This window comes from Micromonospora sp. DSM 45708 (genome assembly GCF_039566955.1).
Lineage (GTDB): Bacteria > Actinomycetota > Actinomycetes > Mycobacteriales > Micromonosporaceae > Micromonospora.
In genome coordinates this window covers 5,918,147-5,933,187 of the sequence record NZ_CP154796.1, presented here as the reverse complement: position 1 = coordinate 5,933,187, position 15,041 = coordinate 5,918,147, and the positions used below count along the sequence as shown (strand labels likewise).

The window sequence follows — 15,041 nt, the reverse complement described above, 5'->3', positions numbered from 1 at the left end:
TCGGAACCGAAGCGAACGGAGCGCACCAGGATGCGTCAGGTTGTCATGCACAAGCCCGGGGACGTGCGGGTCGAACAGCGCCCGGACCCGACGATCATCGAGCCGACCGACGCGATCATCCGGCTGGCCGCGACCTGCATCTGCGGCAGCGACCTGTGGCCGTACCGCGGCGCCGAACCGGTCGACCACCAGGTGATGGGTCACGAGTACGTCGGCGTCGTCGAGGCGGTCGGGTCCGAGGTGCGCACCGTGAAGGTCGGTGACTTCGTCGTCGGCTCGTTCTGGGCGTCCGACAACACCTGTGAGATCTGCCAGGCCGGATACCAGGCGTACTGCGTGCACCGCGTCCTGATGGGCACCATCGGCACCCAGGCGGAGCTGGCCCGCATCCCGCTCGCCGACGGCACCCTCGTCGCCACTCCCGGCCGGCCCGACCCGGAGCTGATCCCGTCGCTGATGGCGGCCTCCGACGTCCTCGGCACCGGCTGGTTCGCCGCGGTCGCCGCCGAGGCCGGACCAGGTAAGACCGTCGCGGTCGTCGGGGACGGCGCGGTCGGCCTGCTCGGCGTCCTGGCCGCCCGGCAGCTCGGCGCGGAGCGCATCATCGCGTTCAGCCGCCACCCCGACCGGCAGGCCCTCGCGCGCGAGTTCGGCGCCACCGACATCGTCACCGAACGCGGTGACGCCGGCGTGAAGCGGATCAAGGAGCTGACCGGTGGCCTGGGCGCGCACAGCGTCATCGAGGCCGTCGGTACCCAGGAGGCCATGATGCAGGCCATCGGCTCCACCCGCCCCGGCGGCCACGTCGGGTTCGTCGGGGTGTCCCACGACGTCGCCATCCCCGGCGACGAGCTGTTCATGTCCGGCGTGCACATCCACGGCGGCCCCGCCCCGGTCCGGCGGTTCCTGCCCGAACTGATCCAGCTGATCTGGGACCGCACCATCGACCCGGGCAAGGTCTTCGACCTCATCCTGCCGCTCGACCGGGCCGCCGAGGGCTACCGGGCGATGGATCAGCGCACCGCCACCAAGGTCCTGCTCACGCTGTGACCCGGTGGCGAACCCGACACCGGGAGATGCCATGCCAGCCACACGCACGGCCGTGGGCGTAGCGCTGTCGGCGCTGCTCGGCCTGAGCCTCTCCGGCTGCGGCGTCAACGGTCAGTCCGGCGATATCGGCGGCGCAACGTCCGCGACGTCGCCCGGCAACGCCGGCCGGGCCACGGCACCACCGAGCGGCACCACCGCGCCCCGGGGAGAGCAGATGAAGATCCAGATCACCATCAACGACCAGCGCTTCCAGGCCACAATCTTCGAAAGCGCCGCCGGCCGTGACCTGCTTGCCCAACTGCCGCTGACCGTCAACATGATCGACCACGGCGCGGTGGAGAAGACCGGCCCACTGCCCGCACCCCTGTCGCTGAGCGGCCAGCCGGACGGCGCGGACCCCGACGTCGGCGATGTCGGCTACTACGCCCCCGGCAACGACCTCGTCCTTTACTACGGCGACCAGTCGTACTATCCCGGCATCGTGATCATCGGCCGCATCGACGGAGACGCCGCCAGCCGCATCGCCGACCTCGACGGCGCCGTCACCGTGACCGTCAAGCCCTTCGCCGCCTGAAGAACACCGAGCGCGCCACCGGGAGACACCATGAACCCCACCTACGACTTCACCGGCCAGGTAGCCCTGGTCACCGGCGCCAGCTCCGGCATGGGGCTCGCCACCGCGCAGGCGTTCGCCCATGCGGGAGCCTCGGTCGTCCTGGCCGACATCAACGACGCGGCCCTGCAGACCGCCACCGCCCAACTGCGGGCGGGCGGGCACGAGGCCCTCGGCATCCGGTGCGACGTATCCGACGAGGCGCAGGTCGCCGCCCTCATTGACCAGACCGTCGCGGCCTACGGCCGGCTCGACATGGCCTTCAACAACGCCGGCATCCAAGCCCCACCCTCCGACGCCGCCGACGAGCCCGCTGACACCTTCGACCGCGTCAACGCCGTCAACCTGCGCGGCGTCTGGGCCTGCATGAAGCACGAGCTGCGGCAGATGCGTGAGCAGGGCAGCGGCGCCATCGTCAACTGCTCCTCCCTCGGCGGCCTCGTCGGCCTGCCCGGACGCGCCGCCTATCACGCGTCCAAACACGGCGTACTCGGGCTCACCAGCAGCGCAGCCCTGGAATACGCGCCGCGCGGAGTCCGGATCAACGCCATCTGCCCCGGCACCTTCGAGACCCCCATGGTCACCGCCATGATCGCCAACGGTGAACTCGACACCGCCGAAGCGCTGGCCAACCAACCCATCGGCCGGTTCGGCCGAGCCGACGAGATCGCCTCCACCGTGCTCTGGCTGTGCAGCCCCGGCGCCAGCTTCGTCGTCGGCGTCGCCCTTCCGGTGGACGGCGGATACACCGCGCAGTAGGGCGGGTGTGCTTACCCGCCATGTGCAGGGTGACCAGGTAGCCTCCTGCTTGACGCTGAGCTGGGTGCCCTGCCCGGCAACGGGCTGCGGGCTCCGTCCCAACAAAGAACGATCGATTTCCCGGATGAGGTCAAGGCTGGACTGCCAGGTAGTCATCCCAGCTGTTGCCGGCGCTCCCTCGGCGCCAAGCCGGGCTCACCGCCCGCGCCGGCCCTGAATGTGCGTCATCCTCACATCGTGTATTTGCGAGAAGGAATGCCCGGTGGTGGCCACGGCCTGACCAGTGGAAGATCGCGTGGACTAGCGTCCCGCCCGGTCCGAACGCGTTCCGGTGCACGTCATGGCGCGGGGTGAGATCACCGAACGCCTCGATCCGTTCCTGTCACCGATCCGTCCCGTTGCCGAGGACTGATCGCCCTACGGATCAGAAGGGTGAAGGTTGGGTCCCTTGGCCGCCTTGGACGAGGACGCTGCCGGAGCCCCGCTCCGGGCCAATCTGAGTTAATGATCTTGTTCATTGCCCTGTCCGGTGTGGTCGGCGTGTGATCGTCGGCTGCGACGGGTTGTTCGGGTCAGTGCAGGTCAACGTGGGTCACTCCCTGCCAACGCGGGTGGACCCGCAGGTCGGTACACTGGCCCCTCGCGCCCTCGTAGCTCAGGGGATAGAGCATCGGTTTCCTAACCGGACGCTCCGCCCGTATTCATAGGCCGACGACCTGCGGTTATCCATCTTTTGTCTTTGCGTCCTGGTCGCTTAGCGGCCTTGCTGCGATCGTTTGCCGAAGATCAGCTGGAGCGTTTGGCCCTGCGAGTGCAGGCATGTCGCTGCCGCGAGCTGAGAGTGGAGCCATCCTTGGCTGCGGCGGACTTTCTTGGTGCATGCCGCGGTAGACCACGAGCGCAGGACGGTGTCCGGGCGGCAACTGAGCGCCGGGAGGTCAGCTGACGGAGCCGTCAGGTCGAGCGGGTACCTCTTCGCCGAGCAGTTCACGGCGCCATTCGGCGAAACGGTTACGGAGATTGTCCAGCGCTCGGCCGGTGACGCCGTACTGGGCGAAGTCGTCAGGATCGAGCAGGGTGGCTTGTCCGAGGGCGTCGGCGAAGACGCGTCGGTCGAAACCACGGTCGGCGCGCTGCGCGAGGGCTAGGAGGGCTTCGTGGGTGTAGCGGCCGGATCGAAGCGTGGCGTCGATGTCGATGAAGTCACGAGCGAACGCTCGCCCGTAGAGTGCGCTCATCTTGTTCGCGACCGCGTCGTCAGGGTGCAGTACCGGCCCGATCGCCATGACGATCGGTTCGTTGGCACGCCAGTCCACGCCGAGTTCGACCTTGGAAACCCGGATACCGTCGGTGACAGCCAGCCGGGCGAAGGTGTCGTACTGTCTCTCGGTCTCGACGCTCAGGCCGTCGTTGCGGTAGGCGTGCACGACGGCGGCGACCGCCGCGGTGAACTCCTGCCGGCGGTCCCAGGCGGTGAACAGATCCACGTCCTCGCTGGGCCGCTCGAGAACCCCGGCGGCCTGGACCGCGTAGCCTCCGGCCAGAGCGAAGCCGTATCGATCGGCCGCCGCGAGCCCCGTACGGGCGAGGCGTTCGTGGAAGGGGTCCACCGCTATGCCGCGTTGCTGCGGGTGGCGGCGAGGTCGGGGAAGGCGTCCTCCCAGCGCTGGCGGAGCTGGGGTGGCAGCCAGAGGGTGGGCCAGAGCCGCCGAAGGGGGTCGGCGTTGAGCCAGGTGTTCAGATCCTCGACCGTGCTGGCTTCGGTGAGCACCACCTTGTACATGCTAGCCAGGCGTGCGGCCCGGTTCAGGTCGTACTCGGCGTGCCCGGACCAGTCGAGATGACGCGGAAGCGTCACCACGCCCTCGGTCGGGCCGTGCAGATCGGCGAGGGTTTCGGCCACCACGTAGGGCTTCCGGTCACCGTAGGGCCGGTAGTCCGTCGGCGGCTGGGGTGATGTCCGGCGCCGGCTGATGTTGGTCGCCCGCCGGACCTCCGGTCGTAGCGCCTGACGAATCGTCTCCCGGCTGTATCCGGTGACCCGCTGCAGATCCACCGGCCGCCACCCGGCCGCGTGGAACGCCCGCAGCTGCTCGTCCCGCTCGGTCAACGCGGCCGCCCGCGTCGCCTCGTACCGGGAGACAACCGCATGCAGCTCATCCTCGGAGAACCGACCCATGCCGTCAGCCTACTACGCTAGGCCCAGCACGCTTGGCTTCCTGTCATATCTCCTTAACCGGCGGGACCAGCCATGGTGATCGCGCTCGGATGCACTCATGTCCTGGTGAAGCCGAGGGCCCGGTATCCGGGCATGCGGCGTGGGAGTGAGGCGGCAAGGATGGGTGTGGCCGAGTCGTGGTAGTCGTGGACCTCGGCGAGGTCCTTGCCGGGCGCGGCGCGGATGACACGGCCGGCGCATTGGACGAGTAGGCCGTCGTAGGAGATCGGGCCGGCGAGGAACAGTGTGTCGAGGGCGGGGGCATCGAAGCCTTCACCGATGAACGGTGTCGTGCCGATGACGAGCAGGCCCTCGCCGGCCTTGGCGCCGTCGAGCCGGTCAATGGTGGCCCGTCGTTCGCTGGTGCTCATCGCGCCTTGGAGCACGAGCGCCTGATGTCCGCGTGCGGCGAGCAGAGCGGTGAGGGCCTCGACCTGGGCGACCCGTCGGGTCAGAACGAGACAGTTGCGACCGCGGGCCAGGGCTACGGCGACATCATCGGCGATCTGGGTGTTGCGGGGCTCGTCGACTGCAAGTCTTCGGTGCACCTCGGCGAGCGCGCCGGGCGCGTCAAGGTCGACGTCGCCGGGTTGGAAGGTGGTCTCGTGGATGAACAGCGCTCGACGGGGTCCGGCGTCGGTGTGCATCGCTGCCGCGAGGGTGCCTTGTTCCTCGTCGGTCAGGGTGTGCCGGACGGGTCCAAGTTGCCAGGTGACGAGTTGGCCGAGGCCGTCGCGTCGGGTGGGTGTGGCGGTGAGGCCGAGCCAGAACTGCGCGGCGATCCGTTTGACCGAGTGCTCGTACGCCGCGGCGCCGAGGTGGTGGCATTCGTCGACGATGACGTGCCCATACCCCTGGGTCAGGGCGGCGACGTCGTCGCGCCGGGCGAGGGAGGGCAGCAGCGCGATGTCCACCGTGCCGGTGAGCTTGCGTCGGCCGCCGCCGAGTTGGCCGGGCTTGATGTCGAGGAACTGTTGGATGCGGGTGCGCCACTGGTCGGCGAGGGCTTTGCGGTCGACGAGGACGAGGGTGGAGGTGTTGCGTTCGGCGATCACGGCGCAGGCCATGACGGTCTTGCCGGAGCCCGGCGGGGCGACCAGGATCCCGTCGTCGTGGGCGAGAAGCGCGCCGACCGCGTTGGCCTGCTTGCCGGTGAGTTCGGCGGTGAACGCGGTGTCGATCTCGGTCCCGGAGTTTCGTGCGTCCGTGACGACCAGCCGCGACCCGGCGCGCTCGACGATGGTGGCGATGGTGTGCCGCAGGCCCCGGGGGACGACCAGGTGATCGTCGAGGGTGAGGTCGTAGCCCTGGATGAATCGTGGGGTGTCCCAGGTGGACTTGCGGAGTCGCTGCAGTTCGTAGAACTTCGGGTTGACCATGGCGGCGGCGTGCTTGAACGTCGCCAGCGCGGCGGGGGTCAGCTGGGCCGCGTCGATGCTCAGCCCGGCACCGGCCTCCGCGTGGACCACCGGAGGAAGCGGAGGATGGACCTGGGTCGCCGCGGATCGGCTCATCGTGGCGACGTCGGCACCGGTCGGGGTTTGCTTGGCCTGCCGGGCGATCTGTTCGGCGTCACCGGGGCTGAGCCGGTCCAGCGTCGACAGGAACGTCCACTGATCGGCGTACGGCTCAAGCGTGCCGAGGTCGAGAAACGTGGTCAGTCCGTCCTTGCGGCGGCGGCCCTGTAGCGGTGCGGCGATGAGGTTGCCGAAGCCGCCCTCGGGCAGGACGTCCTGGTTGGGGAACAGCCGGTCGTACGACCGGAGATCCATCGATCCGCGTAGCACCATCGCCTCACGGAGAAGGACGGTGCCGACGGCGCGCGCGGTGGCCGCGGGAACAGCGCCGGTGAAAAAGACCCACACGTGGGCTCCGCGGCCTGACTGGGAGATCTCCAACGCAGCCGGCACCGTCCTCGCTCGTGCCGCCTTCACATAGGCGAGGGCGTCGAGCATCGCCGTCGGCCCGTCGAAGTCGGCCACGACGAAGTGGCAGGTGTTGCCGGGCATCAGCGGGTACAGGCCCATGAACACGTCGCCGACGAGATGCGCCGCGACGACCTCCGTCGTGCGGGCCAGGTAGGTGGCACCGCGCCGGTCCATACCCTTACGCCAACCGCCGGCGACCGCGGGCATCCACCCGGCAGCGCCGGTACGGGCGTTGTCCCACCGCACGGCGTACACGTCGACCCGGGCCCTGAACCGGTCGGCGAACAACGCCAGCTTGTCCCGAGTCGGCGAGGCCATGGTGACCAGCCCTGGCGGCTCGACCGGCGCGGACAACTGCTCCGGCGCCGCAGACGTGTCCTGGCCGCGTAGCTCCAGCAGACGCGCCAGCCGGGCGTTCTCCGCCCGTAACCGCTCCACCTCCCGCCGGAGATCGACGAACTCGGACACCGAACCCACGCCGACCATCCTCGCGCATCGGACTCCGAACACCCTGACGCCAGTCCGCTATCCTCCGCCGATGGCATCGAAGGGCAACGCCGCGCTGGAGGCGATGATCGAGGAGGCCACCGTCGACACGGACGGTCACGAGGACGAGCGCACCGGCCTGTTCATCATGATCGAGGAGCATCTGGCGGCGCCGTTCCCCACCACCGTCCTCGGCATCGAGGTCACCGTGAGTAAGATCGACCTGACCGCGGACACCATCGTCGCGCTCTGCACCCGAGGCCACCACCGGCAGAGAATCGACCTCCTCGACCTGCCGCTACCCACCCCCGCGCCCGACGGCACCGCGTGGATCGACGACTACCGGCATTGGGCCGGAAAGTAGGCCCCCGTGAGCGAGTACCAGTACTACGAATTCACCGCCGTCGACCGACCCCTCACCGGCCGGGAGCGGGCCGAGCTGCGGGCGCTGTCCACCCGGGCCGACATCGCCGCCACCAGCTTCGTGAATACCTACGAGTGGGGCGACTTCAAGGGCAACCCGCGCACGCTGATGGAACGGTACTTCGACGCACACCTGTACCTGGCGAACTGGGGCACCCACCAGCTCATGCTGCGGCTACCGAAACACGTGCTCGACCCCGCCACGGTGGCCCAGTACTGCCAGGGCGACAGCGCGTCCGCGTGGACGGCCGGCGAGCACGTCATCATCGACCTCCACGACGAGGACGAGGACGGCACCGACGAGTGGGACCTCGACGGCCACGGCCTGCTCACCTCGATCATCCCGGTCCGGGCCGGCCTCGCCGCCGGCGACCTGCGCCTGCTCTACCTGGCCTGGCTCCGCTGCGTACAGTCCGAGGAGATCGCCGACGACGAGCCGGAACCGCCCGTACCCGCCGGCATGGAAACCCTCGACGCGTCCCTCACCGCCGTCGCCGAGTTCCTACGCATCGACCCCGATCTGATCGCGGCTGCGGCGGCCGTGCCGTCGCCGGCCGCCTCCGGTGAACCGACCGCCACGCAACTACGCACCTGGGTCGTCGGGCTGCCCGCTCGGGACAAGGACGCCATCCTGGCCGACCTGATCACCGGCAGCGACAACCACCTGCGCAACCGACTGCTGCGCCGCTACCGCGACGCCCATCCCGCCGACGCATCCGCCCCGACGGCCGTCCGTACCGCCGGGCAACTGCTCGCCACCGCCGCCGAGTTGCGCGCCGTGCGGGAACGACGGGATGCCGAGCAGCGGGAACGCGACCGGGTTCGCCGGGAACGCTCCGCCGCAGCCGCCCGGCAACGACACCTCGACACCCTCGCAATCGACCAACCCGCCGCCTGGCAGCGGGCCGACGAACTCATCGCCACGAAGAAACCCCGCGAGTACGACACCGCTGTTCAACTCCTCGTCGACCTGCGCGAACTCAGTGAACGCGACGGGGACAGCTCATCGTTCCGGTACCGGCTGGCCGAGCTACGGGCGGCGCATGCCCGCAAGCCCAGCCTGCTCGAACGCCTCAACCTCGCAGGCCTCGACACCTGACGGCATGGTTCGCCGCCCGATGACCATCACCCAGGCACGCAAAGATCCTGGACCGCTCGGCGTTCCGGCGCGACGCCCCTGATAGCGGCGGCTTGGGCTCCGGGTGTCCGTCCGGAGCCGCAACCATACATCGAAGCTTGTCGTTTGTCGGGGTGGACCCGGTGGGTCGGGTGACTGTCTGGGTGTGTGCTGCCGCTGTCATGGCCAGCTTGGAGTAGGACGCCCCGGCCCTCGCTGACGACCGCTGTATCAGCACTGGATGGAGACTTGCGACCGATCGCCCTTTCCGAAGTTGTGGCTACTGAACCGCGGCGGGTCCACGCCCCTTGACCAGACAACCGAAGGGGTGATGCCCGATGGGCAGCCTGTGGGCCGGCGTCGACGTCGGCAAGACCCACCACCACGTGTACGTCGTCGACGACGACGGCACCGTGGTGATGTCCGAGAAGATCCCCAACGACCAGCACGCGATCTCCGGCATCGTCGGGCGGCTCGGTAAGCGCCGCAAGCCGATCCGCTGGGCCGTCGACCTGCGAGGCGGACCGGCTTCGCTGTTGCTGGCGGTCCTGTTCGACCGCGGGGCGGACGTGCGCTACGTCAGCGGCACGGTCACCTCGCGGATGGCGGAGGCGTTCCACGGCGAACGCAAGACCGACGCCCACGACGCCTACGTCATCGCCCAGACCCTGCGCATGCGCGCCGACCTGCCGGCCCTCACCCTCGCGGACGGGGTGCAGCAGCAGTTGAAGCTGCTCGTCTCCCGCCGCCTCGACCTGGTCGCCGACCGCGTCCGCCTCACCGCCCGCATCCAGGACCTGCTGGCCATGATCAGCCCCGCGCTCGAGAAGACGCTGAACCTGCGCAACAAGGGCGCGCTACGGCTCCTCACGCAGTGGCAGACACCCGTCGGGCTGCGCCGCGCCGGCGAGGCCCGCATCCTGGCCTACCTACGCCAGCACGGCGTCCGGGCCGCCAAGGCTCTCACCGCCAAGGTCCTCGCCGCCGCGCGGACGCAGACCGTCGCCGTCGCCGGGGAGGCCACCGCGGCCGGGATCGTGGCGCAGATGGCCACCGACCTGGAAGCGGTCAACGACCGCATCACCGCCATCGAGGAGATCATCGCCGGCATCGTCGCCGAGCACGAACTGGGAGAGATAGTCACCAGCCTGCCCGGCATCGGCACCACCCTCGCCGCCGAGTTCCTCGCCCACGCCGGCAGCCTCACCACCTACCCCAGCGCCGCCGCACTCGCCGCCCACGCCGGCCTCGCGCCGATCTCCCGCGACTCCGGGAGCAGGCAGGGTCACCAGGTCCGACCCCACCGCTACCACCGTGGCCTACGCCGGGTGTTCAGCATGTCCAGCTTCACCGCCCTGACCCACTGCCCACGATCACGCGCCTACTACGACAAGAAACGAGCCGAAGGAAAGACCCACCGCCAAGCCACCGCCGCCCTGTCCAGACAACGCCTCAACGTCCTCTGGGCCTGCATCCGCGACAAGACTCCCTACCAGCCCAAACCATCAAGATCAGCAGAGGTGGCGCTGTGCGGACTCGCGTAGAGACTCCGTCTGCTGAAGATCAGCCGAGGGCCCGGCTTCCGATGGGGCGTTGTCTGAGTGGTCTTGCACCCGCGGCTACATGGAGGGTCTGGGTTGCTCGGGTGGGTTGCCGCGGGCCCGGACGCCGTCCGCGATGGCGACCCCCGCCAGGACGAGGGTGGCGGTGAGCCCGGCCACCAGAGTGGGTGCGAGCAGCAGAGCGGGGCCGGCGATGATCAGCACGAGCAGCGCGACCAGCCGGGACGGTGACACCCGGCTGAACACCTCGTATTCGAAGCGGGCTCGTCCGGCCAGGAACAACGCGGGACCGCCGAGGATGACGCCGGCCAGCCAGGGGGTGGTGTGGTCGGTGGGGTGGGTGATGACGACCTCGAAGCCGGCGGAGGCGGCGACGACGCCGGCCACCATCAGCAGGTGGGTGTTCGGTGCGGACCGCACGAATCCGCCGGGATCTCGGGAGGATTCGATGGTGGCCTTGAGTAGGGCGCCGGCGCGGTGGACGTAGATCTGCCAGAGCAGCACGCTGACGGCGAAGGCCAGCACGAGCGCCGCTGTGCGGCCGATCGTCGCGTCGTTGTCGGAGTAGGTCAGAGTGGTGAGGAGGATGAGATCACCGAGGGCGAGAGTGAAGAACTGCTGGTAGCGCTCCGCCAGGTGGTCGGCCGCCACCGTGTACTGGGATGTAGGTACCCGACCGAGCCGGGGCGTGGGGTACCGGAGCCAGGCTGCCCCGTAGTCGACGGCGAGCGCCGCGGCCCACAGCAGACCCCGCGCCGTGCCCGCCACGAGACCGCCGGCGAGCCACGGCACTGCGGACACGACGAACCAGAAGGTGAACCGGCTGGAGCGCACTCGCGTCCTGCTGCCGTGCAGCGCGGCGATGAGGAAGATGCCACGCCCCACCTGGATCGCCACGTATGCGCCCGCGAAGATCAGGGCGTGATCGGAGAAGGCTCCGGGCAGCGAGCCAGCCATCAGGACGGTGCCGAGCATGACCCAGAGCGTCATGACGAAGATGGGTGGCCGCTGGGTGTGGTACAGGTCGGTCACCAGCGCGGTGACCGACCAGACCCACCAGATCGCCATCAGCAGCACCACGGTCTGGAAGGCCCCCACCCAGCCGAGATTCTGCGCCAGGGTTCTAGACGTCAGGGCGAGTGCGGCGACGAATACCAGGTCGAGAAACAGTTCCAACAGGGTCGCCCGCTGGGGCCCCTCGCCCTCCCGGGCCAGCCCTACCGCTTGGTCGATCGTCATCAGGTTCCCGTCTACTGACTCCGGGTCCTCAGGACTGGAGAGGGACTGCAGTAGGGGAACTGACCGAGTCGGGTGGCAAGGAAGCCCCTGAACGACCTTATCGAGGGTGTAAGCCTCAATGCGGCAAAGGTGCGGTTTGTCCTGTGCGGTTGTGCCGGTCACTCGCGCCATGTGGGCTGCCCGTGACTACTGGCGGGGTCTGACCTGCCCGGGGCTGTGTCACAGATCCCGAGCAAGTGTGGTGAGTATGCCGCGGACGACCGGTTCGGCCCGCCGCACGCAGTCGCAGGTGTCGCCGTGCGCGTCGCGGTGCCAGGCGATGAGGTACTGCAGGGCGAGCTGGTTGACCTGGTAGTCATGTTCGGCCTTCACCCGGTCGGTGTCGGCCTGGCGGTTCTGGCTCAGCAGGATCAGGGGGGCGGCGTAGGCGGCCTGGGTGGAGAAGAGCAGGTTGAGCAGGATGAACGGGTAGGGGTCCCAGCGGTGCAGCACGGCGACGACATTGGCGGCTATCCAGGCGACCACGATGCCGGTCTGGATGATGATGAATCGCCAGGAGCCGAAGATCGAGATGACCGAGTCGGCCAGCCGTTGTCCGGAGGTGCGGTGGTCGAGCCGGTACTGGTTAGCGGGGTGCCGGTGGTGACGTGGGTTCATGCCGACCGTCGCCCTTCCGGTTGATTGGTCTTCCGACCGGAGCCGTGCAGGAGCGGAAGTCCGCCGGCGGAGGTCGGTCGATGGTCTGGTCGGCCGGCAGTCGCGGTGCGTGCGCCGGTCCCGGGTCGTCGGTGTCGAGCATGCCGAAGCGCAGCACCAGGTACGGGTGTCCGAGGTTGGCCACAAGCCTCCGGATGGTCTGCCGGCTGTCGGCTACCTCGACGGGGGCGCTGATCGGGAGTACGGACACGCCGAGTTCGGTCGCGGTGAGCCAGGCCGACGACAGGGCCTCGCCCGCTCGTAGCCAGTCCATCGGCTGGTCGGCGCGGCCGTAGAGCACCGCGTAGGTGGCATTGTGGTCGTGTCCGGTGCTGACGGGCAGGTCGCCGTGGTGGCCGAAGTCGCGCCCGGCCACGGTCGTCTGCGGCGCATGGAGCGGAATCGCGGTGTCGGGAATGCCGGTGCCCGCCGGCCGGGAGCCGCCGGTCCAGTACGCCAGCTCCGCCTGCCACGCCGGCTCGGCGGTCTCTGTCTCCTGGGCATGGCTCGTCGCGGCGGCGAGATCCACCACCTGATCGGGTCGCAGGACGTGCAGCAACGTCGCTTCAGCCCGTGCCGCCGCGCTGATCGCCCCGAGATCGTCGGACCCGACCGGAAGGCCGGTGACGGGACGGCGGTCGGTGCGCCGGAGCCGGATGGTGTGCGTACGGCGGACGGCCTGGAGCTCGACGGGTGCCCGCCCGTCGACGCGCAGTCGCGCCAGATGGCCGGGGTCGGCCGGGTCGGGCATCCGGGCGACGGTGACGTGCCAGCCCTGCGCGGCCAGGCCGATCCGGGCGTGGTGCAGCGCGGCTCCGCAGCTCAGCGTGGCGAGCAGGGCGTCGGGGTCGGTGCTGTCGAGGACCCGGTCGTGGTCGATGAAGAGGTCCAGCCGGTTCCGGGCGATCCGCCACCGCCATGGCTGGGTGTTGAGGATCGACGGCGCGTGGCCCGCGACGGTGGCCGCATCGACCAGCGCCTGGGTCATGGATCCACTGCCGGTCGGGTGAGTCTGCGTGGGCACGACGAGGTCCCTTCTCGGGCCTTCTCGCGCGGTCACCGGTACCGGCTGGTCGCAAGGGGCCCGCGTGGGCGAGGAGAGGGGAGGGGTGGCACCGCGTCCGCTGAGGGTTGTCTTCCGGCCGGGGAGTGGGCCGTCCTCGGGTCGGCAACCGTCAGGAAGGGCCGGCCTTGCGGTGGGTGGGACAGCCACCGGGGGCCCGGGCGACACGTTGAGCCTACGCTCCGGTGGGACCGGTGACGAGGACCAGCGGACCGGTACCGGTGATGCCTGGTGCCGCCGATTCTCCCGCCGCCTTTTCGTACGGCAGCGCGTATGGTGAGGATGTCGCTCGGGTCCCCGGTGGCTGACCGCCCGCCGCCGCCTCCGGTCCGCTCGATGTCGAGACCGACGTCCAGCGGCTTTCCCGCCAGGTGCCGAGGCCACGTCGTCCGTCGCATCGGATGTTGTGCCGGCGCCGACCCACCCGTGTCCAGCAGGCCGCGGCACCGCGTGACGAGCAGAACAAGGAATGTGAGTGCGATGGCCTACATCGCCAGGAACCACAATGCAGCATTACGGAACGCCGTGCCGGCCGCCGGGTTGGCGCTGCTGGTACCGGACGCCTCCGCACACCGGCCCGGCGCCGAGTCGGTGGGTGTCGGGCCGGACCGAGCCGGTGGAGCCGTGGCGAGGGCAGCGACCGGGGGCGACCCGCGGGTCAACGCCACGGTGCGGTACCTGCTCGCGGGCATCCGCCTCGCGCTGGGTTGGATATTCCTGTGGGCGTTCCTGGACAAGGCGTTCGGCCTGGGGCATGACACGACCGCCGCGAAGTCCTGGGTCAACGGAGGGAGCCCGACGAAGGGATTCCTGGGATCCGCGGCAACGGGCCCGTTCGCCGGTTTCTACCACTCGATCGCCGGCGTCGCCCTGACCGATGTCCTGTTCATGGGCGCCCTGCTCGCCATCGGCGTCGCGTTGCTCCTGGGCGTCGCGATGCGGCTGGCGGCCGGCGCCGGAGCACTGCTGACCCTGATGATGTGGACCGTCGTCCTCCCCCCGGCGAACAATCCGTTCATGGACGACCACCTCGTCTACGCCGCCGTGCTGGTCGTCCTGGCCCTGTCGGGTGCCGGCGACACCCTCGGTCTGGGCACCTTCGGGGCCCGGATCCCGCTGGTGCGACGCACCGGCTGGCTGAAGTAGACGACCTCAGGTGACAGCCTCCCGAGAGGAGCTCGACGTGACGGACCAGGCCGAGGAGCATGACCGGTGCATCGTGGTCGGAGTCGACGGATCACCGGGCTCACGGATCGCCCTGCGCTGGGCGGTGGCCCAGGCGGAGCTGAGCGACGCGCGGGTCGACGTGGTGGGCGCTTGGCACGACCCGGCGGAGTACGCATTCGCGTACGGGTGGTCGCCCGCGGTGTTCGAGGATGTGAGCATCGCGGCGATCACCGAGAAGATGCTGGTGGAGGCGGTCGCAGACGTGGCCGGCGGCGGTGCGCCCGTCCAGTTCACCACCCACGTGGTACGCGGGCATCCGGCCCAGGTGCTGCTGAACGCCGCGGACGGGGCGCAGTTGCTGGTGGTGGGCAGCCGCGGACACGGAGCCTTCGCCGGGATGCTGCTCGGCTCGGTCACCCAGCACTGCGTACAGCACGCGTCGTGCCCGGTGGTGGTCGTTCCGTCGACGGACCGGACGGTCGACGAGGTCGGGAGCGACTGAGGGCCGCCCTGATCCGGCCGCCAGGAGCCATCGTGCCCGGTCGCTTCGAGGTTCTCGTCGCAGCCGGGCACGGTGACCGGGCCCGCGCCGTGCACCCGGTGCGCGGCGCGGCAACCCGGCATCGGCGCCGCCCGCGACGACCCGTGAGGGATGTCGCGGGCGGTGCCGGTGCACCGCCTCCACGGCGGTCGGTCAACTGCGGCTGAGGACCACCTTCG

Annotated in this window: 15 protein-coding genes; 9 read left to right on the top strand and 6 right to left on the bottom strand. The window is 69.7% G+C overall.

Features of this window, described 5'->3' with window-relative positions:
* Positions 1-30 precede the first annotated feature (30 nt).
* From VKK44_RS25695 to VKK44_RS31075, 4 genes are all read left to right on the top strand, one after another.
* The gene (locus tag VKK44_RS25695) at positions 31-1,050 is read left to right on the top strand and encodes a zinc-dependent alcohol dehydrogenase family protein (protein WP_343443763.1); all 1,020 of its coding nucleotides are present in this window, start codon (positions 31-33) and stop codon (positions 1,048-1,050) included.
* 52 nt (positions 1,051-1,102) lie between these two features.
* Entirely contained in the window at positions 1,103-1,624 is a 522-nt protein-coding gene (locus VKK44_RS25690; RefSeq protein WP_343443762.1) for a cyclophilin-like fold protein, read from the top strand.
* A 30-nt stretch (positions 1,625-1,654) separates the two neighbouring features.
* The gene (locus VKK44_RS25685; protein WP_343443761.1) at positions 1,655-2,422 is read left to right on the top strand and encodes a glucose 1-dehydrogenase; all 768 of its coding nucleotides are present in this window, start codon (positions 1,655-1,657) and stop codon (positions 2,420-2,422) included.
* A gap of 340 nt (positions 2,423-2,762) precedes the next feature.
* Complete coding sequence (locus VKK44_RS31075) at positions 2,763-2,834, top strand: Imm7 family immunity protein (protein ID WP_458351687.1); 72 nt, start codon at positions 2,763-2,765, stop codon at positions 2,832-2,834.
* 526 nt (positions 2,835-3,360) lie between these two features.
* Here the strand turns inward: VKK44_RS31075 and VKK44_RS25680 are convergent.
* The 3 genes from VKK44_RS25680 to VKK44_RS25670 all read right to left on the bottom strand — a co-directional run bounded on the left by VKK44_RS25680 (position 3,361) and on the right by VKK44_RS25670 (position 7,054).
* The gene (locus VKK44_RS25680; protein ID WP_343443760.1) at positions 3,361-4,032 is read right to left on the bottom strand and encodes a nucleotidyl transferase AbiEii/AbiGii toxin family protein; all 672 of its coding nucleotides are present in this window, start codon (positions 4,030-4,032) and stop codon (positions 3,361-3,363) included.
* 2 nt (positions 4,033-4,034) lie between these two features.
* Positions 4,035-4,601 carry a hypothetical protein gene (locus VKK44_RS25675; protein ID WP_343443759.1) on the bottom strand — a complete coding sequence of 189 codons (567 nt, stop codon included), beginning with the start codon at positions 4,599-4,601 and terminating at the stop codon, positions 4,035-4,037.
* 95 nt (positions 4,602-4,696) lie between these two features.
* The gene (locus tag VKK44_RS25670; RefSeq protein WP_343443758.1) at positions 4,697-7,054 is read right to left on the bottom strand and encodes a TOTE conflict system archaeo-eukaryotic primase domain-containing protein; all 2,358 of its coding nucleotides are present in this window, start codon (positions 7,052-7,054) and stop codon (positions 4,697-4,699) included.
* Positions 7,055-7,106: 52 nt separating this feature from the next.
* Between VKK44_RS25670 and VKK44_RS25665 the strand changes: the two genes are divergently transcribed.
* The 3 genes from VKK44_RS25665 (at position 7,107) to VKK44_RS25655 (ending at position 10,138) form a co-directional block, all read left to right on the top strand.
* Complete coding sequence (locus VKK44_RS25665) at positions 7,107-7,418, top strand: hypothetical protein (RefSeq protein ID WP_343443757.1); 312 nt, start codon at positions 7,107-7,109, stop codon at positions 7,416-7,418.
* Positions 7,419-7,424: 6 nt separating this feature from the next.
* Positions 7,425-8,576 carry a hypothetical protein gene (locus VKK44_RS25660; RefSeq protein ID WP_343443756.1) on the top strand — a complete coding sequence of 384 codons (1,152 nt, stop codon included), beginning with the start codon at positions 7,425-7,427 and terminating at the stop codon, positions 8,574-8,576.
* A gap of 356 nt (positions 8,577-8,932) precedes the next feature.
* Positions 8,933-10,138 (top strand): IS110 family RNA-guided transposase, encoded by a 1,206-nt coding sequence (locus VKK44_RS25655; protein ID WP_343443755.1) that lies wholly within the window; start codon positions 8,933-8,935, stop codon positions 10,136-10,138.
* A 75-nt stretch (positions 10,139-10,213) separates the two neighbouring features.
* Here the strand turns inward: VKK44_RS25655 and VKK44_RS25650 are convergent, their stop codons facing one another.
* The 3 genes from VKK44_RS25650 to VKK44_RS25640 form a co-directional block, all read right to left on the bottom strand.
* Positions 10,214-11,395, bottom strand: a complete 1,182-nt coding sequence (locus VKK44_RS25650) for a low temperature requirement protein A (RefSeq protein ID WP_343443754.1) — start codon at positions 11,393-11,395, stop codon at positions 10,214-10,216.
* 219 nt (positions 11,396-11,614) lie between these two features.
* Positions 11,615-12,052, bottom strand: coding sequence for a DUF1003 domain-containing protein (locus tag VKK44_RS25645; RefSeq protein WP_343443753.1), 438 nt, complete (start codon positions 12,050-12,052; stop codon positions 11,615-11,617).
* Positions 12,021-13,115: an Acg family FMN-binding oxidoreductase gene (locus tag VKK44_RS25640; RefSeq protein WP_343443752.1), complete on the bottom strand. Its 1,095-nt coding sequence runs from the start codon at positions 13,113-13,115 to the stop codon at positions 12,021-12,023. Before VKK44_RS25640 ends, VKK44_RS25645 begins: the two co-directional genes overlap by 32 nt.
* Positions 13,116-13,778: 663 nt before the next feature.
* Here VKK44_RS25640 and VKK44_RS25635 point away from each other — a divergent pair.
* Positions 13,779-14,300, top strand: coding sequence for a hypothetical protein (locus tag VKK44_RS25635; RefSeq protein ID WP_343443751.1), 522 nt, complete (start codon positions 13,779-13,781; stop codon positions 14,298-14,300).
* A 37-nt stretch (positions 14,301-14,337) separates the two neighbouring features.
* Positions 14,338-14,823 (top strand): universal stress protein, encoded by a 486-nt coding sequence (locus tag VKK44_RS25630; RefSeq protein ID WP_343443750.1) that lies wholly within the window; start codon positions 14,338-14,340, stop codon positions 14,821-14,823.
* Positions 14,824-15,041 lie beyond the last annotated feature (218 nt).